A 24,354-nucleotide genomic window follows, 5' to 3' on the forward strand; every position below is an offset into this window, starting at 1 on the left:
GTAATGACGCAGATACAGACAAATGTCTGGCACGAAAGTGAGCCCACTTCTAGCTGGTCTCCCGTTGCAAGAGAGTTTGAAGAACTTTATTCAAGGAGAAACGCAAATGATGATTTCAAATGAAATTAGTGCATCTTCTGACAGTGCTCAGTGGCAATCCATTGACTGGAAAGCAGTTGAAAAGCTGGTATTAAAGCTTCAAATGCGTATTGCAAAGGCAACTAGAGAAGGTAAACACGGTAAGGCGAAAGCCTTGCAGTGGTTACTCACTCGCGAGCAGCAAAACTACTTGCTGTTAAACGAGTATCACGAAACAAAGGCAGCAAAACACCGGGAATAGACGGCATCACATGGAACACCGATGCTCGTCGCATGACAGCGGTTAAACAACTGAGTCGAAAGGCTTATCAAGCCAAACCTCTCAGGCGGATCTATATCCCCAAGAAAAACGGCAAACTCAGACCATTAGGGATCCCATGCATGACTGATAGAGCACAGCAAGCGCTCCATCTTCTCGCCTTGGAGCCTATTTCGGAAACGGTAGCCGACCTCAATAGCTATGGCTTTCGACCTAACCGAAGCACTGCAGATGCAATTGCCCAGTGCTTCAAATGTTTGTGTCTGAAGCGCTCTAGCCAATGGGTTCTTGAGGGTGACATTAAAGCCTGTTTCGATAAGATTGGTCATCAATGGCTCATCGACAACATTCAATTAGATAAGCGAATGCTGAAACAATGGCTTGGGTGTGGTTATGTTGATAAAGGATTGTTCTATAAAACAGCAGAAGGAACACCGCAAGGTGGGATAATCTCCCCTACGCTTATGTTACTCACGCTGGCTGGGTTAGAGCAATTAGTTAAGTCTATTGCCTGTAAAACAGGGAATAGGGTCAACTTTATCGGATACGCAGACGATTTTGTTATCACAGGTTCTTCGAAGGAAGTGCTCGTTAATGACATCAAGCCGCAACTGATTGGCTTTCTACAGGAAAGGGGCTTAACACTCTCTGAAGAAAAAACGCACATTACTCATATCAATGATGGTTTCGACTTTCTGGGTTTCAATATCAGAAAGTATAACGGCAAACTGCTCATTAAACCGAGCAAGAGCAACGTCCTGTCATTTTTGAGCAATCTGCGAGAATTCATCAGAAAACATCCCACAATACCTGTTAACGATTTAATCAAAATACTGAATCCGAAACTGAGGGGATGGGCGAACTATTATCGCCATTGTGTTGCTAAGCAAGTTTTCGGTTATGTAGGCCATCAACTTTTCTGGTTGTTATGGCGTTGGGCAGTGAGGCGTCATCCGTCTAAAAGTAAAGACTGGGTGAGGCGTAAATATTATTTGGATGGTAAGGGACAGTGGCAATTTCATGGTTGGCAGAAAATAGCGAACATGGATTGTCGGTTTAACCTTGTCCAAATAGCTCAAACGGTAATACAAAGACATGTGAAAATCAGGAGTGCAGCGACACCTTACGACCCCGAATATGCAGCTTACTTAGGTACGCGTAAGCGGGCAAAGGAAGGTAGAAACTCATGGTTCGAACCTGTCTTGGCTGCGATGTAGGGTGCTGGGTAACAGAACACGCCTTAGTGGAGGCTTGAGCCGTATGCAGTGAAAGTTGCACGTACGGTTCTTAGGAGGGCGGCACTTGGTAACAGGTGCCGCCTATCCGACATAAACGCGTTAGAACTAACGCTCTAAATCCTACGGTTAGCATTAAGGCAATTGTGGGTAAGATCGGAAATATTAGGAAAACGGGAGTGGTCTACCTCTAATTAAGTGACTAAATTTCGTTGCTCCATTTAATATCAACAATTTCATTTACAAAAACGAGGCAGACCATACATTTCTATCGATGGTATGGATGACGTTAACGTAATGTTGTTCCCTTTCATTGCCCAGAAACACTAGATCTAGTGTCTGTTGGGTAAGAAGCTTCATTCCACGCAAGCATACCACCAAGCATATTATGACATTGCCCTGTAAACCCTTTTCGCAATGCCAGAACAGCGGCTCGTTTACTCCGACCGCCAGAACGACAGATCCAAAGGTAATTCTTACTATTGTCTAGCTGCTCCAGTTTCTTCTCGAAATCGTCTGCCTGGATATTAATATTTATGGTACCAGCAATGTGGCCCAGATTATCGTTATATTCATCAGGGCGTCGTACATCAATTCTAAAGTCATAACTATCAAGACCTGCTCTGGTCTGTGCAACAGTAAGATCAACTAATTCAGTACCATTACACTGTGCAACAAAGGCTGATAGTTCATTTAGAAGACTTTCAAAAGCCGTCTTAGAAGAAGTGTCCATTCCCTCATAGGTAGACTGAAAATCTATAAAACCGTTTTGCAGGCTTTTGTTTGCCTTGACCAAAATACCCATACTCTTTTCTATCTGCGCATATACCGAGCCGAAACTGCCTAACAGGCCTTCTGTTTGCTTGATGACGTCAGTTGAGTCCGTAAGTAACTGCTTAAGTAAAGTCTCACCCTCCTGACTTATGCTATTAATCTGGCCAGCGCTGCTGGCAGACTTTTCAGCAAGGTCAGTTACTGAACCTGCAACAACAGCAAAACCTCGGCCTTGAGTACCGGCACGAGCAGCCTCTATCGATGCGTTTATAGATAGGATCCGTGATTCTGCCGCAATTCGGTCTATTGAGTCCGAATGCGAAGACACATTCTGAATAAGTCGGCGTAATTCCTGTAATGATTTATCCATCTGCGAGAACTCAGACAAAACCTTATTTAGCTTGGGAAGCCCTTCATGGCCGAGCTCAACGCTTTCTAATGCCTGCTCTCCAGAATGTTGGGAAACTAGGCTGTCCTGGCTGACGCGGCTTAAGGCGTTATTGACGGTAGACATCTGCTCAGAGAATAGAATTTCCAGATCGCTGACCTCTTCAAATAAAATATTGAGACCGACCAGTAATTGACTACGATGATCTATGTTCATTTGGATAGTACTTGAAGCTTTAATTTTTTCGTTTTCTAGCAGAATAATTTGCTGTTGATGGATATCAAGTTTATCGGAGGTTTCTGTTAGCTCAATTTGAAGGTGTCGAATATTCCTGCGGCTCAATACCAAGGACATCACTAGCAAGGCGACTAAAATGAACGGTATCACTGACCATAGAATTATGTACATATGGAAACCCTAAATATAACCTACTTTAAAACATGTGCTTATATTATATTTGGAGGGAATTAATTTTTGGGAGACAGTCGACACTTTGAAAAAATAGGAGCTAATTGGGAAGACGATAGATGTTATCAAAAAAATACGCTCGCAATGTTTAGACTCGGTCAATATGATAAATCCAACACAACAGAAAAAAGTGATATCAATCAAGTAGAAATGAAGTAGCGGATTTTATAAATTAACGGTTAAGCGCAGAGCCAACGCTGGCAGTTTGATGCACCTTGTCGTCGTTTTCGCTCTAAATGTTCACAGTATTCGGTTAATGCAGGTAACGCACCGACCGCACCTTTGAATAAATGACCAAATTCAGTGGTGATTTTAAGCCAATTCTCGGCAGGAATGTTGAGTCTATTAAGAATATGTTGGCTACTGGCACTAATTGCACCACGTTTATCCTCTCGAATAATTCGTCCTGTATCTTCCACCAGTACAATATAGTCTTTTACACTGAACATCAGGCCGTTAGGCATTTCTTGATGCTCATTACCCACAAACGGCAGTAATTCGCTTGGTTGTTCACCTTTTATCGCTGAGTTTATTCGACGTTGAATGCTAGTGTAATCTGAGGTTTCAGGTGTTACGGCCATTTGGGCGCGGATAGGACTTTCTATTCAATAAAGAGTAATCAACATAGGCCATGCAAGCTAATACTGCAGCTTCATCTAATAAAGCTTGGGATTTAAAACCTCCCTCCCACAAAGTCATCGGCAATCAATTTGAACAGCTTTAGCAGGCCCGAAGGGTGAGCGCCATGGATGGCGGCGAATAGAACCTGCCAGTACATTTATCTTCTTTATTAGCCATTCTGGCAATCGGTTCACTGAGTGAGCGCATAAACCAACTTATGTCGATTAAGCGTTGACGGTATTGGGTGATGCAGTCATTCACTGTTTTAAGTTCAAATTCGTTTAGGTCTTCATCCTTAACAAACTTTTGAGTTAACAATGTGCCCTTAAAGCCTTTATGCCATTGAACTAACACTTCTTTATCTGACCAGTTTTTGGCTTTATCGGCATCGACTTTAATCACTACATGCAAATGATTACTCCCTGTTCATTATCAAGAGTGCATAGGCACAGATATCAATGGCAAAAATGGTGGCAAGCTCAAGAATGCGTGAATCACCCCACTCTCGTCGATGCTCGAAGTTTTCACCCGTGGTGTTATCAATACCGCATAAAAATGCTTTACGAACTACACGCGAGCAGCAGTGGCAACTTTCCATATACAGGGAGATGGCGTGTCATCTAAACTGACTATCGTTTGTCTTGGTCTAGCCATCATTTATTACCTGCAAGTAAATAAAGATAACTAAAGACTAGACCAATGCTTAAATATTCGCCAACAATCATGGATGGCCATGTTTTGCTCTTGACCAAATCGTAGCACTGCCGACGCAGTCGATCAGTGCTTCAAATGCTTGGCTCTAAAGAGATCAGCGCAATGGGTTCTTGAGGGAGATATCAAATCCTGCTTCGACAAAATCGGGCATCAATGGCTTGTTGATAACATCGCCATAGATAAACGTATGTTGGAACAATGGTTAAAGTCTGGTTTTATGGATAAAGGGCTGTTTTATCGTACTGATGAGGGCACACCACAAGGAGGGGCTATATCCCCAACCTTGATGCTAATGACTCTTGCTGGACTCGAACAGCGCATAAAGTCTACAGCACTCAACAAGGGTGCTAGAGCCAACTTTATTGGATACGCGACGATTTCGTTGTCACCTGCGCTTCAAAGGAAGTGCTCGAGAACGATATCAAACCGTTGATCGCTGATTTCTTAGCGGAAAGAGGCTTAACACTCTCCGAAGAGAAAACGCACATTACCCACATCAACAATGGTTTTGACTTCTTAGGGTTCAATCATAGGAAGTACAAAGGAAAATTGCTCATTAAACCGAGCAAGTCCAATACCTTGCTGTTCTTGAGTAACCTGCGCGAACTCATCAAAAAGCACGCAACCATCCCTGTTAACGATCTTATCAAACTGATAAATCCAAAACTAAGGGGTTGGGCGAACTATTATCGACATTGCGTTGCTAAACAAGTATTCGGGTATGTTGGGCACAAACTATTCTATACGTTATGGCACTGGGCAGTAAGGCGTCATCCAACAAAGTCTAAGACTTGGGTAGCCCTTAAATACTTCATCAACCGAAAAGGCCAATGGTAATTTCACGGTTGGCAGAAGGTCAAGGATATGGATTGCCAATTCAATCTATTCCAAATAGCCAAAGTGCCCATTGAGAGACACGTGAAAATCCGAAATGCGGCTATACCATTCGATCCTCAATACCAAGAATATTTGGCTAGGAGAAAATCGAAAAGGCAAGCTCGTAACTCTTGGAATGAACCTGCTCTCACTGCTTTATAAGTTGCTGGGTATCAAACGATACCTTTGTGGAGGCTTGAGCCTAGTGCAGTGAAAGTTGCACACTGGGTTCTTAGGAGGGCGGCACTTGGTAACAAGTGTCGTCTATCCGACATAAATGAGTTTTGCCTACCTAATTGAAAATGGACAAATTCAACTCTGAACATGAGGGCTTTGAAGACTCTTTATAAAAGAATGCGTGAGCCTGACAGGACGTCAGACTAGCATTCTGTGACCATATCAAACAGAAGTCTCACTCTGCTAAGGGTGAAGCCAAAGAACCTACTACTTTTCGAATTATCCTCTCTTATAGCCGCGTAGCGGACTAGCAGGACGAAGTCCTTCCTAGTCTCTAGGTTCGTCGTTCGCTTTTATCGATCTCACCGTAGTTAACGTTTGTTATCATTCACAATCAAATTGCAGACGTAAAAAAGCCCCAACTAATGTTGAGGCTTTTTTACACCATACTTAACGTATGTAAAGGATGGTACCCGAGGCCGGACTTGAACCGGCACGCTTATTCAGCGAGGGATTTTAAATCCCTTGTGTCTACCGATTCCACCACTCGGGCAAAGTGTTGTTTTAACCGTTACTAAAAGCAACCATTAAACGCAATGTTGTGGAGGCGCGACCCGGAGTCGAACCGAGATAGACGGATTTGCAATCCGTAGCATAGCCATTCTGCCATCGCGCCATACTTAAACCAAAATCTAATCCATCGGATAAGATAAGAAATTGGAGCGACATATCGGGTTCGAACCGATGACCTATACCTTGGCAAGGTATCGCTCTACCAACTGAGCTAATGTCGCATAAATCGTGTTAGTTAACATCTTACCTTAAGGCTTGCTGTTGACTAGTCACTTGTCTACGGGGAGGCATTTTACCGAATTAACCTCGAGTGTCAATTGTTGATTTACGCAATTATGACTGTTTGCGCACTAAATAATCTTATTGAAGTATTATTACGCTATTCAGCAGTTAAATCATTCCAAGCTGCTGAAATATAACTTATCATCGACCAGAACGTCAGTGCGGCCGCAATATAAAACAACCCAAAGGCAACATCGGTTAGCAAAGGCGTCGGTTTCCAAATTAATCCAGTAATAGCGGCCATTTGCGCGGCGGTTTTATATTTACCAATCCAAGAAACGGCTACCACACCACGTTTGCCAATTTCGGCCATCCATTCACGTAATGCAGAAATCACAATCTCTCGGCCAATCATAAACAATGCAGCTAAGGTTAAATACATATTATCATTTTGCTGAACCAACAACACTAATGCCGTCGACACCATGACTTTATCGGCAACAGGATCTAAAAAAGCGCCAAATCGGGTTAGCTGACCTAGTTTACGAGCGGCATAACCGTCTAACCAATCGGTCAATGCAGCCAACCAAAAAATAAATGCTGAAACAAATGGTGCCCATGAGTAAGGTAAATAGAAAACGGCGATGAAAACGGGCAACAAAGCAATACGAAATAATGTCAGTGCAATAGGTAAATTAAACGGCATAAAAAGACCAAATTGTCAGAAGCAGCGCCAATTTTGCCTTAAATTTAGCCCCCTCGCAATGTATCATGGATTGTTTGTGCCATTTCTAAGCTAATTCCGGGTACTTTTGTCAATTCAGTCACGCTAGCGCCTTTGACTTCTTGTATTCCCCCCAAATGTTGCAACAAGGCTTTACGCCTCTTAGGACCCACTCCGGCGATAGATTCTAATGTAGAGGTGTTACGTGTTTTCTGGCGTTTATTACGATGTCCGGCAATCGCAAATCGATGTGACTCATCACGGATGTGTAACATTAAATGAAATGCAGGCGAATCACTCGGGAGTTCAAAGGTTTGTTCACTGCCACCAACGGTAAAGGTTTCGAGTCCAGCTTTGCGCCCTTCACCTTTGGTCACACAAATGAGTAATGGCGGATGATCAATATTGACACACTTCTCATCAACAATAGTTTGCGCTACTCTTAATTGGCCGATGCCACCATCGATAAAGACCAAGTCAGGTACTTTGCCATTGTTATTAATTTTATCGAATCGACGGCTTATCGCTTGCTCCATAGCAGCATAATCATCGCCACCGGTAATTCCGGTAATATTATAACGGCGATAATCGGCTTTATGCGGCCCTTCTCGATTAAACACCACACACGAGGCCACCGTACTTTCGCCCATAGTGTGGCTGATATCAAAACACTCCATCCGCTTAATAGGCTCATTAAGCTCAAGTGCTTCTTCAAGTAATAGGAACCGTTGTTCAACGGTATTTTTATGGGACAATCTAGTGGCAACAGCATTACTGGCATTAGTCATGGCTAAGCGTAAAAAATTGGCCCTATCACCACGCACTTGCGTTTTTAATTCAAACTTTTTATCTAGTGCTTGTTCAATAGAGGCTTGCAACTCTTTTATGCCGTCAAAGTGATGACTGAGGATGACTTCTTTGGGAATGGTACGCTGGATATCGGCATTGAGATAAAACTGGCCTAAAAATGACGACAACACCTCTTCGATTGCAGTTTCTGCAGGTACAGAAGGATAATAACTGCGACTGCCAAAGATTTTGCCGTCGCGGATAAACAATAGGTGAAAACAGGCAATACCAGAGGCATAGTCGACGCCAATGACATCCATATCCCCTTTCTGATTCGACACTTCCTGCTGCTCTGCAACCCGCCTTAAAGCGGTGATTTGGTCGCGATATTGTGCCGCGCGTTCGTATTCCATATCAATGGCAGCAATTTCCATTTTTGCCACCAATTGCGATATCACTTGCTTGTCTTTACCGCGTAAAAATAGACTGGCTAATTTAACCTGCTCACTGTATTCCTCATCACTGACAATTCCGACACAAGGCGCACTACAACGATCTAATTGATACTGTAAACAAGGGCGAGATCGCGATTTGTAGTACAAATCATCGCATTGGCGGATAGGAAACAATTTTTGCATTAAATGCAAACTCTCGCGCACTGCACCACCATTAGGGTAAGGGCCAAAGTAATGACCTTTTTCACGTTTGGGACCACGGTGATATGCCAATCGAGGATGTTTATGGCCACTTAACAAAATATACGGGTACGATTTATCATCACGAAGCAGTACGTTGTATTTGGGCATGTACTGTTTGATATAATCGTTTTCAAGCAATAACGCATCGGTTTCGCTATGGGTAACGGTCACATCAATATGATCGATATGCGATACCAATGCTTGGGTTTTAATGTTGGGTATATTGACTCGAAAATAGGAGCTAAGACGTTTTTTAAGATCTTTGGCCTTACCAACATAAATAACCTGTTGGCGCTTATCGTACATACGATAAACCCCAGGCGCTGAAGTAACATTTTTTAAAAAGGATTTGGCGTTAAAACCACTAGACATGATTAAAGCTACTTAATGCGTTGCGAGGAATAACGTATTCCCGACTAAAATGAACCTGTATCGAGCATTTTGTAACGGATAGCTAAACGGGTCAACTCAACATCTCCGCCGATCCCAAGCTTAGCAAATAACCGATAACGATAGCTGTTGACGGTTTTCGGGCTTAAATTTAATTTTTCAGAAATATCATTAACTTTCTCGCCATTGGTTATCATCATCATGATTTGCAACTCACGTTCAGATAAACTGCTAAATGGGTTCTCATCAGAGTGGTTAAATTGACTGAGAGCCATTTGCTGGGCGATTTCTGACGACAAGTAACGTTGACCTCGAGCTACTTGAGTAATAGCGCGTAATACTTCAGGTGAAGTAGACCCTTTGGTTAAATACCCAGAGGCACCCGCCTGCATCACTTTTGTCGGAAATGGATCTTCTGTTTGTACAGTTAATACAATAATTTTTGCATCGGGCTGGTAGCGCAAAATTTTACGAGTAGCTTCTAATCCCCCCATACCGGGCATATTCATGTCCATTAAAATGACATCTGCTTCGTTCTGTCGCGACCACTGTACCGCGGTTTCTCCATCAGGTGCTTCACCGATGACTTTAATACCACGCTCATCTTCCAAAATACGACGGATCCCCGTTCTAACGAGTTCATGGTCGTCAACCAAATATACAGATATCACGTTAACCCACCTATTATTATGCGTAATTTATTTTTGGATTTTAGGGCCATTTTTTATGTATAAAACATTTATAGGCAAAATAATATGCCAAAATATTATGCTAAAACTGCGCGGGTAAAATTACATATTTTACCCATCTACCTTTGATGCCTAAATTTAACATCTTTACATTTACAGACACAAGTAAAGTCATGGTTGAACGTGAAATATGTATATCAAATATCCAGCACAGTTTCCTTAACATTGCCATTTTATCTTTTAAATCATTCACCTTGCAACGTGACAATAATGGTGCGCGAACAAGCATGATCGCGATGCTCGCATAAATATAAACCTTGCCAAAGGCCAAGATTCAGGTGCCCGTTAGTAATAGGGATAGTCTGACTAACACCTATCAACGTCGACTTAATATGAGCAGGCATATCATCAGCACCTTCATCTGTATGCTGGAAGTATGCCGCACCTTCTGGTGCGAGTACATTAAAATACCGCTCCATATCGCCACGAACAGTGGGATCTGCATTTTCGTTAATCGCTAGTGATGCAGAGGTATGCTGAATAAACACATGTAATAATCCAACATTTATGGATCTCAGCTCGGGCAGCTTTGTGATCACTTCGTCGGTAATTAAATGAAATCCTCGCCGCTGTGTCTTAAGAGTCAATTCTCGTTGTAACCACATCAAATGGATCCTTTTTTGATTTTAACGCACAACGTATTGTCAAGCGAAGTGCGAAGCATACATCAGAGTAGTATTAAGTCTGAAACGATTTGGGCTCATTGTCAGATAATTTACTTAACCTCTCATCGAGTTAAAAGATGAGGTAAATAAGCAAAATCAGAATATTTCACCAGTTCCATATCAAACTTGCCATTCTTTTGCTCACAAGGCGTCTTCATGTGTTAATAACTTTTACTGTCGACTAAGCATGGGTATTGATGAAAAATGCAGACATACATAGCATAGAACGTTTGATTTTAATCAACGTATCATGGCAGATTAAAGCCGATTCAGCAGCGGGTAAGCAATATCTGACGGTATAGAAGAATTCAGGACATTCTTTGGTGGAGTAACGGCAAAAATTAGCCGTAATAGTGCTTAGCGGAGCGATAAAATAACACAATGGTAATGACTTTACTGATTTGAAGACGCGAAGGTTTATTTCGCAGTTTACCCCCAGCAGACACAAGGTGTTTTGCCAAGCGAGAAGAAAGCTCAACAATGGGTGATCCATTGTTAAATCAGGACAAGCGAACCCATCAACTTTTTTCTGTTATAGCTGTTCGCGTTGTATGGCCTGTTTAGCAATAGAATCCACAATCAATGTGTAATGGGACCTAATAGCGACGAATGGACCAATCAATTCCCCACTCTTGTTTTAATATATAAATTTTTAGACAGCGCCACTCACAGCAATGGCTTAAACCGCTCTGAGGTGAGCTAAAACAGTAACGCAAATAAGGGCGCGGTGATAACCATGGCAATACCGGTAAAAATCATGGTTAAGCTGGCGATAACCCCTTCTTCCCGACCAATTTGATTCGCTTTAGCCGCTCCAGCACCATGTGCAGATGCCCCTAAAGAAATCCCCCTCGCTAAGCTGCTTTGTATCTTAGCCGCTTTAAAAAGGGGCTCACAAATCAGCATTCCCATAATACCTGTGACTAACACTAACATTGCGGTTAATTCCGGTATGCCACCAAATGCACTTGTCGCTTCAATAGCAAACGGGGTTGATACCGATCTTACGATTAAACTACGAGAAAGCGCTGACGGCATATTGGTGAAATGGATAATCAACCATGAGGATCCAACGCCTAAACATAAACCAGCCATTACCCCAAGGCTTATCGTTAACGGATAACGTTTGATTAGTAGCCGTTCACGATAAATGGGCACCGCAAATGCAATCGTGGCAGGTGCCAGCAAAGCGGGCAGCCAATGGGTAAATTGAAAATAATCAACCAGTGGAATTTGAAATATAACCACGGTCAACAAAATAATCGTCGGGGCCATGATTATGGGGGCAAACCAAACCCGTTGTTGGCGTAAATAAAGCCGCTTACTGAGGTAATATCCTGCCAATGTGAGTAATAAACATAAAGCGCCTAATAATGAATCGTTCATTGTTGCTACCCATTAAATTCAATTTGAAAGAGCGGTTACTTAAGGTGTGAGCGCTGTGAGGAAATGTTGTTTAGACGTTGTTTACGTTCAAACTTAAATAACTTGTCAACGATAACGGCCGTACCTAATAGCACACTGGTACTGGCCAGTAACATGCACATAATCAACTCTGCACCATAGTTTTCTAGTATTGATTTATATTTGGTAACCGCGACAACGGGGGGAATGAAAAATAAAAGTAAGTCGCCAATTAACCATGCTGAGCCTTGGTTGACGACTTTTTCGGGTAGCCATTGGCAAGATAGTAATATCAATAATACGCCTAAGCCAATAACGCTTCCTGGAATAACAGAATGAACCGAGTGAGCCGCCCACTGACATAGCCAAGCAAATAAACATAGACCACTCACTTGGACGATTAAGGTTGTTTTACCCTTCAAAAAGGCGCTATGGGTATTTAATGGAGATAACATTTCGTTTCACATATCGATTTTTTAGTTGATATTGAGAGTTTACGCTTGCTCAAATGATAAAAAAAATGAATATTAATGATTAATGTCATTCCTTTTGGTTATGTACTGAGTTCTTAAAGCACTGCACTATTTCACCGAAGTTGTTAACGCTGGCGGTTTCGCTAAGGCTGGTCACTCGGTTTATGGATAACATGTGAACAAAGGTGATCATAAGACGAGTCATCTAAACTGACGACTGTTTGTCTTGGTCTGGCCATCATTCATTGCCTGCAAGTTAATAAAGGTAACAAAAAACCAAAACAGTGATTAAAAATTCACCAATGATTGTGATTGGCAATATAATGTCAACTTGATTGACCCATCGCGGTCACCATCTGTGTGGTCGCATAGACATGCGGCTTCTCACCCCGTAAAATACGCCGCTCTTGTAAAAGCAGTCCCCTTTCGTTAACCCGAGTTATTTCAGTGAATAAAAAAATCGAACTACTTGCCCCTGGCGGCGATATTGAAGCCATTAAAGCAGCCATTGTTGCTGGCGCAAATGCGGTTTATTTTGGCTTGGATAACTTCAATGCAAGAAACCGAGCGATAAATGTCAGCTTTGATGAGCTCAACCCTCTACTTGCATTAGCACACAAGCACGATTGTCAGATGTTTCTCACCCTGAATATCATCATTATTGAAACGGAAATTCCGGCGTTATTTAGGCTGTTAAACCGCCTCGTGAATACTGATATAGACGGCGTTATCGTTCAAGATTTGGGGTTGTTCTACATTCTTGGTCATTACTTTCCGAGCTTAGACATTCATGCTTCGACTCAGGTCACTACTCACAATAGTGGCCAAATCGAGTTTTTACATCAATTAGGCTCGAGCAGAACCAATCTTTCACGCGAGTTAACCCTTGAAGAGATCCGCGACCTAACTCAAGTGGCGCACGCCTTGAATATGGCGACGGAGGTTTTTGTACACGGTTCAAACTGCATCAGTTTCTCAGGGCTTTGCTATATCAGCTCCGTTCATGGCGGTAATTCAGGCAACCGAGGACGTTGTAGCCAACCCTGCCGCGACGCCTATCAAGCTGCAAAAGCGGCTAAAGAATTCCCACTCAACATGAAAGATAACTCTGCTTATTACCAACTCACTGAGCTTGTTGAGGCTGGAGTAGATTCACTCAAAATTGAAGGTCGGATCAAGAAGCCTCATTATGTGTACACTGTGGTGAATACTTGGCGTAAGCAATTACAGCGATACGAGCAAAACCAACCACTTGTCGATGAAAAAATTAATTTATATCAAGTTTTCAATCGTGATTTTACCGATGGTTATCTCAATAACAATATCAATAAAGATATGTTTATTGATAACCCGCGTGACAATAGTAACGATTATTTTATCCAACTTACCAATGCAAAAAGCACAGTCGAAATCGATGCGGTGAAGCAGAAAATTTACGACGATAAAACAGATATTATCCAGACGCTAGATAAACTAACGAGCAGCATGGTCATAGATAAAATCCCGCTGGAGTTTACGTTTATCACCCAAGAAAATGGTCAGCTTGACGTCGATGTTACTGCAGATGACAAAGGCTTTTCCATTCGCGTTGACACCCATAAACAACCGGCATCCCATTCGATTGACCAAGCAACATTAACCAAACGCTTCAGCAGTTTCAATAATGATAAGTACCGGATTGAACAACTTGATTTTGAACGTTTAACTGATGGCACCTACCTGTCGTATAAGTTGATAACTGAACTTAAACGCCAAATTAAACACAAATTAAATGGTGGTAAAACACTCATTGAAGACGTTCAAGTACCCAGTATTGTTTTAGAATCTAACGCCAGCTCAAAGGAAGTCCGCGCTGCAAAGCTGGTAGTATTGATTGCAAGTGACAAAGACATTGAACTGGGTGAAATCGCTGACATTTGCTATTACCTAATACCTGAAAAGATTGGTAAGCACTTCAATCGGCTGGTTAAATTGTTTAACGACAATCCAAATCTGGCTCCTTGGTTTCCATCAATCCTTATTGGCGATGACTTCTCCCAAGCCGTTGCCCTGCTTAAAGCCGTCAAGCCTAAACATATTGTGGCTAATAATACTGGTATCGGGTTTGAAGCATTTAAAGCCAATATTGACTGGATAGCAGGCCCCCAACTCAACCTGAGTAACTCGTTTAGTCTTGAAGCGCTAAAACGGACTTTTCATTGTAGCGGCGCTTTTATCTCGAACGAACTCGCACGAAAGCAAATCAGATCGATTAAATGCCCAGAAGCTTTCGAGCTACATTACAGCATTTATCATCCCACATTATTAATGACCAGCCGCCAGTGTTTTTTCCACCAAGTCACCGGTTGTAAAAAAGATAAAATAGATAACCAGTGCCTGCCGAAGTGCGCTAAGCATGCATCAATCATCAATCTGAAGGACCATGCTTTTATTATTGATAAACAAAAGGGTTCACACAATAGTTTATACAACAATCACAACTTCCTGAATTTGGATATTGTCGCTGACTTGGCCGGCAAGTTCACTAGCCTGTTGGTGGATTTACGAGATATTAAAACGTCGACACAGATCAATGGGTCAAAAGCTGATTTTATCGAGGCATTACGCAAATTGATTGCAGGTGATCAAGCAGCAATTGAGAGGATTACGGAGCAGGTACAACCCACCATATCAAATCAGTACACCAAAGGGATCTAGTTGAAAGATGTGTTATTGGGTGTATGGGATCTAATTTAGTGTGAATTTTCCGATTAGATAGGACTCTGTCTAATGCTAAATATTTTTACGCTTGAGCAAAACGCCAATTGACTAAACTCTTGCCCGTCTGAGTCATCCCTTCTTTGCGTTTGAATGGGTTCCAAAGCATCACCCACAGCAATTTCAAACCCGTAGAGCATTTCGATGAGCTCTTCTAACGCATGATTCTAATGCAAGATTCTAACGCAAGATTGTGTCTAACGATGCTCACTTGTGACGCCACATCAGTTAACTGCTGGCGCCAGCATAACTCACCTATAGAGCGTATATAGCTGACTATCAACCTGCAGTTTATAGGATGGTGATGGATACTTTTATCAATGTTGTTATAAGAGCGATGAGAATAAGGCGAAGACAACGAGGCTTCCTCGGTGTTGGCTAGTATCCCACACCTTGGCACAATATAAGACCATCATTCATTACCTACAAGTCAATAAAGGTAACTAAAGACAAGAGTAATGGTTAAATGTTGACCAGAATTATTGGGCGACTGGGTTTTAATCCCGTTGAGTGTCAACACACTAGATGTAACGATTTCAAACAAGGATATTACAAGTGAGATTTATATAGTTGCGGGGTTTTACATTGGCTGATATTTCAACTACAAATAAATATTCTTAATTAGTCAATCATATTGATTAATCGCTACACAGATCAAGGTTACACTGTAAATCATTGACTTTTATTTCGTTTTTTTATTATGTATGCGAAAATAATTACACGATTCAGATGGTTCTCCATCTCCATTCACATTCTAAATTCAGCTACCAAATGGCTGTATTTATTTCCGTTTTTCAATTTAATTCAACAACAGTATTAGCACTCAATATGAAGTCATATTCACTAAAGAAAAAGATATTGTTATCGGTTGTCCTCGCCCTTGCGGTTGTCATTGGACTGCTATCGTGGCACAGCTATTCCACCCAAAAAACCTTGTTACTGCAAAGTAGTGTTGATCAGGTAAACCAATCTGGTAAACAACAAGCGATGCGAATTGGAGAATGGTTGGCTGATCGCCAACGAGTCATCTCTTCTGTCGCCACTAAGGTCGAAGGTGATGCGCTCAATGCCTTGCAGCAAGCACAAATCTCCGGCGATTTTCAGCTGGCCTATTTCGGTAACAGCAATGGCGTCATGGTCGACGCAGATCCGAGCATTGATCGTACCGGCTACGATCCTAGATCCCGTCCTTGGTACCGTCAAACGCAACAAGCAGGCGGGCCAATTATGACCAAGCCTTACATGGGTGTGGCCATTAAAGTACCGATCGTCACTATGGCTCAACCGACCCGCAATGGCGTTGTCGGTGGTGATTTATCGATTGCCAGTTTAGTGGATAGCGTCAACGAAATGTCGCTGCCAGCCAACGGCTATGCCATCATGATGCATAAAGACGGTACCGTAATTGCCTATAAAGATTCAAGTAAATTGATGGGCAAAGTTACCGATATTGACGCTCAGCTAAACAGTCAATTAATCCAATCGAGCCGCCAGTCAGGTCAATTTGCTTCAGCTTATTTTGACTCTGAAGGCCGAGATAAACTGCTCTGGGGTGTTGAGATCCCTAACACCGATTGGCAACTCGTTTTTGTACTCGACAAACTAACTCTAGAAGCACCACTGACCAGTTTAATGTTAACCCAATTAGGGCTGGCTATATTAGTATTAATTATCAGTGTGCTAGCGATTTCATGGTTATTAAGCCTGTTACTTGGGCCATTAAGCCGAGTGTCTCAAGCCTTATCACGCATCGCTGACGGCAATGGTGATTTAACCCAACGCATCACAGTCGACAGTCAAGATGAAGTCGGCGTGCTAGCAGACAGCTTTAACCGCTTTGTGAGCAGTCAACATCAACTGATCAGCCATATTCGTCAACTGGCGACCGAACTGAATTTAGATGCAGAGCAGAGTCTGCTCACAAACCAATCTAGTGTCGATGAACTACAACGCCAACAACAAGAAGTGGCAATGGTTGCCACTGCAGTTACCGAAATGTCGAGCGCAACTCAGGAAATTGCTACTAATGCTGAAAGTACTGCCGCGGCGGCGCAGCAATCAGCCCAAAGCAGTACTCAAGGTAAAGCTTTGGTCGATAAAACCCGCACCACCATTAATTCATTAGCATTGGAAGTTGATGAAAACACGACAGTGATGGGTGAATTAAGCGTTCATGCACAAGCAATTTCTGGCATTTTAACTACGATTCAGGGGATTGCAGAGCAAACTAACTTATTGGCATTAAATGCGGCCATTGAAGCTGCACGTGCTGGTGAGCAAGGTCGAGGTTTTGCCGTGGTTGCAGATGAAGTGCGAGTGTTATCACACCGAACTCAAGACTCTACCGCAGAGATTTATACCACTATCGAAACCTTGCAAAATACCACGAAACAAGCAGTTAACTTGATGGATAGTAGCAAGGGATTGGCGAGTAACAGTGTTGATGATGTTAACGCTGCAGCACAAGCTATCGAAGAGATCACCCAAGCGGTGAATGTGATTTCTGACATGGCGGGACAAATTGCCATCGCAGCAGAAGAGCAAACACAGGTGACGAGCGAAATAACGAAGAATACAGTCGCGATAAAAGATGTCACCGATCAGATCACCTCATCGGCTATGACCCATCTAAACCAAGCTAAAATGCTCAAAGACCGTGCAACAGATTTGAGCAAGAAAGTCGCCACCTTCATTTTGTAAGCCTGCGTTATTGGCCTAGTGCAGGCTTATTACTAAGCAAGAACATCCTGCCTAATGCCAGTTAATACCTGGATAAGTCTTTTGAGGTAAAAGTGAGTTAGCTTTGCCTCAAAGATTTACCACAATAAAACTCAATCATCATAGCCTAACGCCCCTTAGTAATCGGCTAACACGATAATTTTTATGTCCATATAATATTGCTATAGATAATGCTAGATCGGCACAGCCGACGGCTGGGCTACTATATGCCCACAGGCTTCAAACTGTTTCATATTATCGATAAAGATATGCCACAAAGAATAAGCTTTAAACGCTTAGTCATATAGCCTGTGTTTGCCAACACGGAACGCTTTGCCGCCTTTACACCCCTGATGTTGACAATATTGACTCAGGGCTTGCTATGACCCTAGCTTACCGTAAAAAAAAGTAATCAAAATCTTTGCTTATGTTAAGCCCGTTTTCTGCGGGAATATTGAGCCGTCTATACTACTCAGGCTACGTTGACTGAGCGCACCGCGCTTGTTTTTGCTTTTTAAAAAGAAATGACCGAATTCACGTCTATGCTCTTTCGCCAAACAGAAATGTGGCGGATGGAGGGTGTTGTTAAAAATAGGAACCTAGGGCTCAAAAATTCCTTACAACGGAAAAAGGCTCATCATTTCTGATGAGCCTTTCTCGATAAATCTTGAGAAGGGATAGCTTACTTGTAATAAAGAGAAAACCGTGGGTTCAAAGTCCTATCTGTCGCCCAACAAAAAGCCTCATCATTTCTGATGGCCTTTGTCTTGAATCTTGCGGAGGGATAGCTTGCTTGTAACAAAGAGGAACCCTTGGGTTCAAAGTCCTATCTGTCGCCCAAACAAAAAGGCCTTATCATTTCTGATGGCCTTTGTCTTGAATCTTGCGGAGGGATAGCTTGCTTGTAACAAAGAGGAACCTTGGGTTCAAAGTCCTATCTTTCGCCCAAACAAAAAGGCTTTATCATTTCTGATGGCCTTTGTCTGAATCTTGTGGAGGGATAGCTTGCTTGTAACAAAGAGGAACCCTTGGGTTCAAAGTCCTATCTTTCGCCCAAACAAAAAGGCCTTATCTTTCGATAAGGCCTTTTTCTTGGATCTTGCGGAGGGATAGCTTGCTTGTAACAAAGAGGAACCCTTGGGTTCAAAGTCCTATCTGTCGCCCAAACAAAAAGCCTCATCATTTCTGATGGCCTTTGTTTTGAATCTTGGGGGAGGGATAGCTTGCTTGTAACAAAGAGGAACCCTTGGGTTCAAAGTCCTATCTTTCGCCCAAACAAAAAGGCCTTATCTTTCGATAAGGCCTTTTTGTTGAATGTGGCGGAGGGATAGGGATTTGAACCCAGACTCTCAAATTAAATAGTTAAAATAGTCGTTTAAATTCATTTGGTTGCAGAATTTTATATCTTCAAACCCTGCAATTGCTAACTAAGATTGACTTTATTCCTGAAGTTGAAAAAAGTCAATAATTATGAACTGATTTCATTAGGTTCAGATTTCACTGTTAAGCCCGCGACTTTATAAATATCAGGGTAGTAAAACCACTTCTAGCGGTAAATTAGCGCATCAAAAGCAACGATAAGAGTGAGAATGTTGTACAGAAAACTAAGGCCCAAAAGCCTTCGGTGAGCAGAGTATTATCTTGACTCACCGGGAGCGTCCATATATGGCCATGTTATTCTTCTTATTCATCACAAAACTCTATAAAGATATAGGTAGCCATTCTCAACTCTGATAAATGCGTCGGATTTACTCAACTCGCTACTGAGGTCTTGACTAACATTCCCTGAAAGTTTGAATCTTGTGAATGAGTTGGCTTCGCATTTATTGAGTACGTCATTTAACTTGTTTAGTGCCTTTACGTAGGCTTTAGGCTCCCCTTCAAGAATGATGACACCTTCTATTTCTGGTGAGTGCTGAAGGTCAACAGCTAAAGGCAGAGTTGTTGCCTCAGAAGATTTTGCCGCAAAACGTTCTAAATCAACTTTACAATTCAATGTCATAAGCGCTGCTGACTTTATCGTCTCGGACTGAGCCTCGCGACACCCAAAAACAGACATAATTGTAATTAGAATAGCTATAAATTTCATATAAACCTCAACACGTTGTAATCGTATGAGCGCATACTACAGCGCCCTTATGGAGTTGATTGTCCAGTTTGAACTTCCCAGTGCGTCTTGGATTTGAATAGCGAGTTTGTCGGTTACCTATCGGCACAACCCTCGGAGTTAAGATGCGCTGACCAGCACTTCCATTTGCATCCGCAAAAATCAAGACTCTTTCAGTAACCTGAAATTTTTGAGAAACAATTTTATCTCTTATATATTCATTAAACATTTTACTGTTCAAAAACTTAGCAGACATATCGTGAGGCCCGTCCCTCCATGGTTTTTTGCTGTTCCATGGCAATCCTGGTGGGGAGTCGGAACTCGTATCGGTCAGAATACCAACATATGCATATTCTTCGCTTTCGTGTGTATGAGATCTAATTTCTGTTTTTCCGCTTTCGATTTTGCAATAGTTACCATTATCACAAATAGATGGGTCGTAATCTTGCTCTTGTAATCCTAAATCAGAAGGAGAGCAAGCACTACCGAAGCAGGCTGTTTCAGTACCATTTAACCCTGAACTATCTACATTAGTACCACTATCTCCTTTATGCAGGTTAACTGCCCCAGACACCTTACCAACTTGCGCGGTACCGCCACCATTACCGTCAAATGATATAGAAAAGTTCTTCTCGCCATTTGAAACTGAAGTTAATTTATAAGTTTCCCCATCAGCTGTCACATAGAGATTCCCACTTTCATCTTTCTCAAGCTTCTCAAACGCCTTACCTGATATAACCTCGTCTAATTCTTCAGATCTATACCCTGTTGGGTCAACCCCACTCATCGGGTTATTCAAAATATACGAATACGGGTTAGCGCTCTGGCTATTCTCTGGGAACTGCAAAAACGGGTCAACACTTAAAAAACGGCCGACGTTAAAATCGTATATCCGCCCGTTCATGTGAATAAGCTCTTGATCAATCAAATGCTCATGGTCTGTGTAGCCCTTAGTGACACCTTGCCAGCTAGTACCAGATAATAACGAATTGCCTGATGCAATGTCTCTTGGGCGACCAAATACATCATAACCACGGTGTTGTAATACGGCACCGGTTTTGGCATCCATCAAGGTATCAACACTACCTAAGTGGTCGCGCAGAACATGCTGGAACGGTGATTGATTACCTAAGCTGCCCACATGGGCTTTCATCTTAATGGTGTGGTCACCAATGTAGGTTTTATCTACCGTACCGCTTAGGGTCACTTCACGCTCAAAACTGCCCACATAATACGTGGTCGATACCACACTACCGCTTTGCTGTTTAACCTGTTTATAGCGGTTACCATTCGCATCGTAGCTGAATGTACTTTTTACATTATTGCGGTCAACCGTTAACGGCTTGTTTTGGTCGTTATAGGTTAACGTTACGCCATCACCGGTGAGCCGGTTACCGTTATTGTCATAGGTGAAGGTTTTTGTACCACCACGGATAAACTGCCTAATGGCGTTAGGGCCTGCATTACCGCCAGCACCTTTGCCTACACTACCGTAGAGATACTGACTGCCGTAATCGCCTTTAACAAGGATATTACCTGCGGCATCATAGTCGTAATTAACCGCAGCATAGGTGATACCTTTGTACGTTTTAGTTGAGTCATCAACCCGCATGAGCTCGTCATAGTTGTAGCTTTCTTTGAACTGGGTAATCACATTGTGTTGAAAGGCTAAGTTACCCATTCCATCATAATCATAATTTAAGTATTGCACCCCGATAGTGCTGCACCCTCCAGAAGAACTGGTACAGATACTCGTCGGTGAACCGGCTAAATTACGGCTAAACTGTTGAACATAATGGTTACTGAACGTTTGTTGATTAATACTGCCAAAGGCGCTGTACTCATCGATTATGCGCAGTGATTGCTCGGAACCATCAGTAAAACGTTGGTAGTCTTCGATTAAATAACCATTGTCGTCAAAACGATAGGCCACATGCTCGCCGCTAGGGTACTGCATGGCTTTGATACGGCCAAATTGAGTGTCATAGGCATATTTTTCAGTAAAGCTTAAGCTACCAATAGCCGTAACGGTTTGCTTAATGCGCCCAGCGGTATCATAGCTATGAGTTTGAATATGCCCATCGACTTTAGCCTGGTATAACTTACCGTAACCCACATTGGCATCATATACCCAAGCTCGCGTTTGCTGACCTGTTTGACTCGTTTGACGACCGGCTTTGTCATAGCTAAATGTGGTTGTAATATTGCGCGCATCTTTTTGGGTTACAAGTTCGCCATATTGATTATAAGTAAAGTTCCAGACCCCCATGTTCGGGTCGTTAAACCATGCCTTGCGGCCTAAATCATTATAGCGAGCGGTAATTTTACTGCCCAGCACATCTTGGATTAATACAGGTAAACCTGCGGCATTATAGGCAAAAAAACGATGCCACCCATTTTTAACAAAAAACGATGCCACCAAAAAAACGATGCCAACCATTTTTGAACAAATAACATAACTCGTTTTCATAGCTTTGGCGAGGGTTACGATAGACGTGCTCAACTCACCTATTTCTATCGATATAACTAAAATATTATCGTTAAATTAGTGATTTATGGTCATCTAAGAAATTCAACAAAGCAGCAAACCTTGATATCAATCAAGTAGAAGGAAGATGGTGGTTTTTCAAGAATTAATGCTTAAGCGCACAGCCAGCGCTGACAATTTGCAGCGCCTTGTCGTCGTTTTCGATCTAAATGCTCACAGTATTCGGTTAACGCAGGTAAGGCACCGACAGCACCTTTAAATAATGCACCAAACTCTGTGGTGATTTTAAGCCAATTCTCTGCGGGGATGTTGAGCCTATTCAGTATGTCCTGACTGCTTGAGCTAATGGCACCACGCTTATCTTCTCGAATAATCCGACCAGTATCTTCAACCAGTACAATGTAGTCTTTCACGCTGAACATGAGCCCGTTAGGCATATTGAGTCGCTCATTACCTACAAACGGTAATAGCTCTGGTGGTTGCTCACCTTTCATTGCTGAATTTATTCGACGTTGGATACTGGTGTAATCTGAGGTTTCGGGGGTTGCTGCCATATTGGCACGAATTGGATTCAAATCAACATAAGCCATACAGGCGAGTACTGCGGCTTCATCAAGTAATGCTTGAGACTTAAACCTGCCTTCCCAGAATCTGCCTGTGCACTTATCTTCTTTGTTGGCCATTCTGGCGATGGGCTCACTGAGTGAACGCATAAACCAACTGATATCAATTAAGCGCTTACGGTATTCGGTAATGCATTCATTAACCGTTTGAAGCTCAAACTGGTTAAGGTCTTCCTCTTTAAGGTATTTGTGCGTAAGCAACGTGCCCTTAAAGCCTTTGTGCCATTGAGTTAGCACGTCTTTATCTGACCACTGTTTTACTTTGTCAGCATCGACTTTCAACACTACATGCAAATGGTTACTCATCACGACATAAGCACAGATCTCAATAGCAAAGATGGTCGCTAACTCAAGAATGCGTGAATCAACCCACTCACGCCGATGCTCAAAGTTCTCACCAGTGGATTTATCAAAACCACATAAAAATGCCTTACGCACCACACGCGAACAGCAGTGATAGTAAGGCGTATCTTCTAAACTCACGAGGGTTTGTCTTGGTCTGGCCATCTTTAATTACCGTTTGGAAAGGGTAAATAAAGCGTAGTTGAGCGCTCAATATTTAGCCAATAATCTTGGGTGTCTTAATTATTACCGATACTTCACAGCAACCTTTATTTTACTGCTGCTTTATGGGGTCTGCATTTAAAATTGAAAGAAACTCTCTGTAATATTGATAATTACTATCCCCAATCTCCGGGGTGTCCAGTCTATTTTTCAAGCTAAACCCTACAGGGTTACCCCATGTATCTGTCACTTTTAAGTTAGCACCTGATTTAGCTAAAAATAAAGCAGTCTTATAATCGCCCAATGCTAACGCATCAAAAATAGGGGTTTCACCAGCAGAGTTGGTGGCATTATCAATATCCGCACCTGAATCCAACAAGATTTTAATATTATCTAAAAAACCAAATTTAACTGCCTGAAAAATTGGGGGCTTATTTGATTTAGCGTTAATCAAGTTTGGGTTGCCGCCAGCCTTCAGAACCATATTTAAATAATCTGTATCTTCAATCCCAGCAACTAATTCCGTAATAGAGCTTCCAGTACTCCATTGCAAATCAGGATTAGCCCCCATTTCTAGAAGCTTTTGAAAGCCTTCTTTATTTTGCTCCCTAAGGGGCCAAAATAGTACAGGCATACCGTTTGCACCTGTACTGTTTACATCAACACCCTTGGCAGCCAATTTTTCAATAAGCTTAACATCTCCATTTCCGGCAGCCTCAGCTAGACCCCGAATCGATGTGTTCGCATATAACTCATCTAAACTCTTAAGCAAATTCGGCTTTGCCTCCAACTCATCATTACACCCCATCGCTAACAAAATCAAAATCAAAAACATTAATTTACGCATAATCATTCCTAA

The 24,354-nt window shown here is 42.2% G+C and carries 13 protein-coding genes, 3 tRNA genes and 3 pseudogenes; 4 read left to right on the forward strand and 15 right to left on the reverse strand.

Going from position 1 to position 24,354, the window contains the following annotated elements:
- The first annotated feature begins 106 nt into the window (after positions 1-106).
- Positions 107-1,575 (forward strand): annotated as a pseudogene (ltrA, locus tag AAEY93_RS02940) (group II intron reverse transcriptase/maturase).
- A gap of 328 nt (positions 1,576-1,903) precedes the next feature.
- Here the strand turns inward: ltrA and AAEY93_RS02945 are convergent.
- Positions 1,904-3,163, reverse strand: coding sequence for a methyl-accepting chemotaxis protein (locus AAEY93_RS02945; protein WP_351074862.1), 1,260 nt, complete (start codon positions 3,161-3,163; stop codon positions 1,904-1,906).
- Positions 3,164-3,402: 239 nt separating this feature from the next.
- Positions 3,403-4,498 (reverse strand): annotated as a pseudogene (locus AAEY93_RS02950) (transposase).
- A 94-nt stretch (positions 4,499-4,592) separates the two neighbouring features.
- Here AAEY93_RS02950 and AAEY93_RS02955 point away from each other — a divergent pair.
- Positions 4,593-5,596, forward strand: a pseudogene (locus AAEY93_RS02955) (reverse transcriptase domain-containing protein); the annotation flags it as partial.
- A gap of 482 nt (positions 5,597-6,078) precedes the next feature.
- Here AAEY93_RS02955 and AAEY93_RS02960 read toward each other — a convergent pair.
- The 9 genes from AAEY93_RS02960 to AAEY93_RS03000 all read right to left on the reverse strand — a co-directional run bounded on the left by AAEY93_RS02960 (position 6,079) and on the right by AAEY93_RS03000 (position 12,280).
- Positions 6,079-6,164: transfer RNA gene (locus AAEY93_RS02960), tRNA-Leu, on the reverse strand.
- Between the two features lie 49 nt (positions 6,165-6,213).
- Positions 6,214-6,287, reverse strand: a tRNA-Cys gene (locus AAEY93_RS02965).
- Between the two features lie 42 nt (positions 6,288-6,329).
- Positions 6,330-6,405: transfer RNA gene (locus AAEY93_RS02970), tRNA-Gly, on the reverse strand.
- A gap of 158 nt (positions 6,406-6,563) precedes the next feature.
- Positions 6,564-7,112, reverse strand: a complete 549-nt coding sequence (gene pgsA, locus AAEY93_RS02975) for a CDP-diacylglycerol--glycerol-3-phosphate 3-phosphatidyltransferase (RefSeq protein ID WP_124014316.1) — start codon at positions 7,110-7,112, stop codon at positions 6,564-6,566.
- Positions 7,113-7,156: 44 nt separating this feature from the next.
- Positions 7,157-8,989, reverse strand: a complete 1,833-nt coding sequence (uvrC, locus tag AAEY93_RS02980) for an excinuclease ABC subunit UvrC (RefSeq protein WP_124014317.1) — start codon at positions 8,987-8,989, stop codon at positions 7,157-7,159.
- 44 nt (positions 8,990-9,033) lie between these two features.
- Positions 9,034-9,678, reverse strand: a complete 645-nt coding sequence (uvrY, locus tag AAEY93_RS02985; RefSeq protein ID WP_101030271.1) for a UvrY/SirA/GacA family response regulator transcription factor — start codon at positions 9,676-9,678, stop codon at positions 9,034-9,036.
- A 263-nt stretch (positions 9,679-9,941) separates the two neighbouring features.
- Positions 9,942-10,361, reverse strand: a complete 420-nt coding sequence (locus AAEY93_RS02990) for a secondary thiamine-phosphate synthase enzyme YjbQ (protein WP_351074865.1) — start codon at positions 10,359-10,361, stop codon at positions 9,942-9,944.
- Positions 10,362-11,120: 759 nt separating this feature from the next.
- Positions 11,121-11,807 (reverse strand): LrgB family protein, encoded by a 687-nt coding sequence (locus tag AAEY93_RS02995; protein WP_101030269.1) that lies wholly within the window; start codon positions 11,805-11,807, stop codon positions 11,121-11,123.
- 35 nt (positions 11,808-11,842) lie between these two features.
- Positions 11,843-12,280 carry a CidA/LrgA family protein gene (locus AAEY93_RS03000; protein ID WP_335689494.1) on the reverse strand — a complete coding sequence of 146 codons (438 nt, stop codon included), beginning with the start codon at positions 12,278-12,280 and terminating at the stop codon, positions 11,843-11,845.
- A gap of 465 nt (positions 12,281-12,745) precedes the next feature.
- Here AAEY93_RS03000 and AAEY93_RS03005 point away from each other — a divergent pair, with 465 nt between their 5' ends.
- Both AAEY93_RS03005 and AAEY93_RS03010 read left to right on the forward strand, forming a co-directional pair.
- A complete protein-coding gene (locus AAEY93_RS03005) occupies positions 12,746-14,995 on the forward strand; it encodes a peptidase U32 family protein (protein WP_351074868.1) in 2,250 nt (749 codons plus the stop codon).
- 888 nt (positions 14,996-15,883) lie between these two features.
- Positions 15,884-17,755: a methyl-accepting chemotaxis protein gene (locus AAEY93_RS03010; protein WP_124013606.1), complete on the forward strand. Its 1,872-nt coding sequence runs from the start codon at positions 15,884-15,886 to the stop codon at positions 17,753-17,755.
- 1,708 nt (positions 17,756-19,463) lie between these two features.
- Here AAEY93_RS03010 and AAEY93_RS03015 read toward each other — a convergent pair.
- The 4 genes from AAEY93_RS03015 to AAEY93_RS03030 all read right to left on the reverse strand — a co-directional run bounded on the left by AAEY93_RS03015 (position 19,464) and on the right by AAEY93_RS03030 (position 24,342).
- A complete protein-coding gene (locus AAEY93_RS03015; protein ID WP_124011610.1) occupies positions 19,464-19,862 on the reverse strand; it encodes a hypothetical protein in 399 nt (132 codons plus the stop codon).
- A gap of 7 nt (positions 19,863-19,869) precedes the next feature.
- Positions 19,870-22,299, reverse strand: coding sequence for an RHS repeat domain-containing protein (locus tag AAEY93_RS03020; protein WP_351074871.1), 2,430 nt, complete (start codon positions 22,297-22,299; stop codon positions 19,870-19,872).
- Between the two features lie 221 nt (positions 22,300-22,520).
- Complete coding sequence (locus AAEY93_RS03025; RefSeq protein WP_351074873.1) at positions 22,521-23,498, reverse strand: transposase; 978 nt, start codon at positions 23,496-23,498, stop codon at positions 22,521-22,523.
- Between the two features lie 109 nt (positions 23,499-23,607).
- Positions 23,608-24,342, reverse strand: coding sequence for an ankyrin repeat domain-containing protein (locus AAEY93_RS03030; protein WP_351074875.1), 735 nt, complete (start codon positions 24,340-24,342; stop codon positions 23,608-23,610).
- Positions 24,343-24,354 lie beyond the last annotated feature (12 nt).

Source organism: Shewanella sp. CAL98-MNA-CIBAN-0140, assembly GCF_040309905.1.
Taxonomy (GTDB): Bacteria; Pseudomonadota; Gammaproteobacteria; order Enterobacterales; family Shewanellaceae; genus Shewanella; species Shewanella psychromarinicola.

What these genes read in the sequence shown, in the direction of transcription:
- AAEY93_RS03015 (WP_124011610.1), bottom strand. Translation starts at nt 19,862, where the DNA reads ATGAAATTTATAGCTATTCTAATTACAATTATGTCTGTTTTTGGGTGT.
- AAEY93_RS03010 (WP_124013606.1), top strand. Translation starts at nt 15,884, where the DNA reads ATGAAGTCATATTCACTAAAGAAAAAGATATTGTTATCGGTTGTCCTC.
- AAEY93_RS03000 (WP_335689494.1), bottom strand. Translation starts at nt 12,280, where the DNA reads ATGTTATCTCCATTAAATACCCATAGCGCCTTTTTGAAGGGTAAAACA.
- pgsA (WP_124014316.1), bottom strand. Translation starts at nt 7,112, where the DNA reads ATGCCGTTTAATTTACCTATTGCACTGACATTATTTCGTATTGCTTTG.
- AAEY93_RS02945 (WP_351074862.1), bottom strand. Translation starts at nt 3,163, where the DNA reads ATGTACATAATTCTATGGTCAGTGATACCGTTCATTTTAGTCGCCTTG.
- AAEY93_RS02995 (WP_101030269.1), bottom strand. Translation starts at nt 11,807, where the DNA reads ATGAACGATTCATTATTAGGCGCTTTATGTTTATTACTCACATTGGCA.
- AAEY93_RS02990 (WP_351074865.1), bottom strand. Translation starts at nt 10,361, where the DNA reads ATGTGGTTACAACGAGAATTGACTCTTAAGACACAGCGGCGAGGATTT.
- AAEY93_RS03025 (WP_351074873.1), bottom strand. Translation starts at nt 23,498, where the DNA reads ATGGCCAGACCAAGACAAACCCTCGTGAGTTTAGAAGATACGCCTTAC.
- uvrC (WP_124014317.1), bottom strand. Translation starts at nt 8,989, where the DNA reads ATGTCTAGTGGTTTTAACGCCAAATCCTTTTTAAAAAATGTTACTTCA.
- AAEY93_RS03030 (WP_351074875.1), bottom strand. Translation starts at nt 24,342, where the DNA reads ATGCGTAAATTAATGTTTTTGATTTTGATTTTGTTAGCGATGGGGTGT.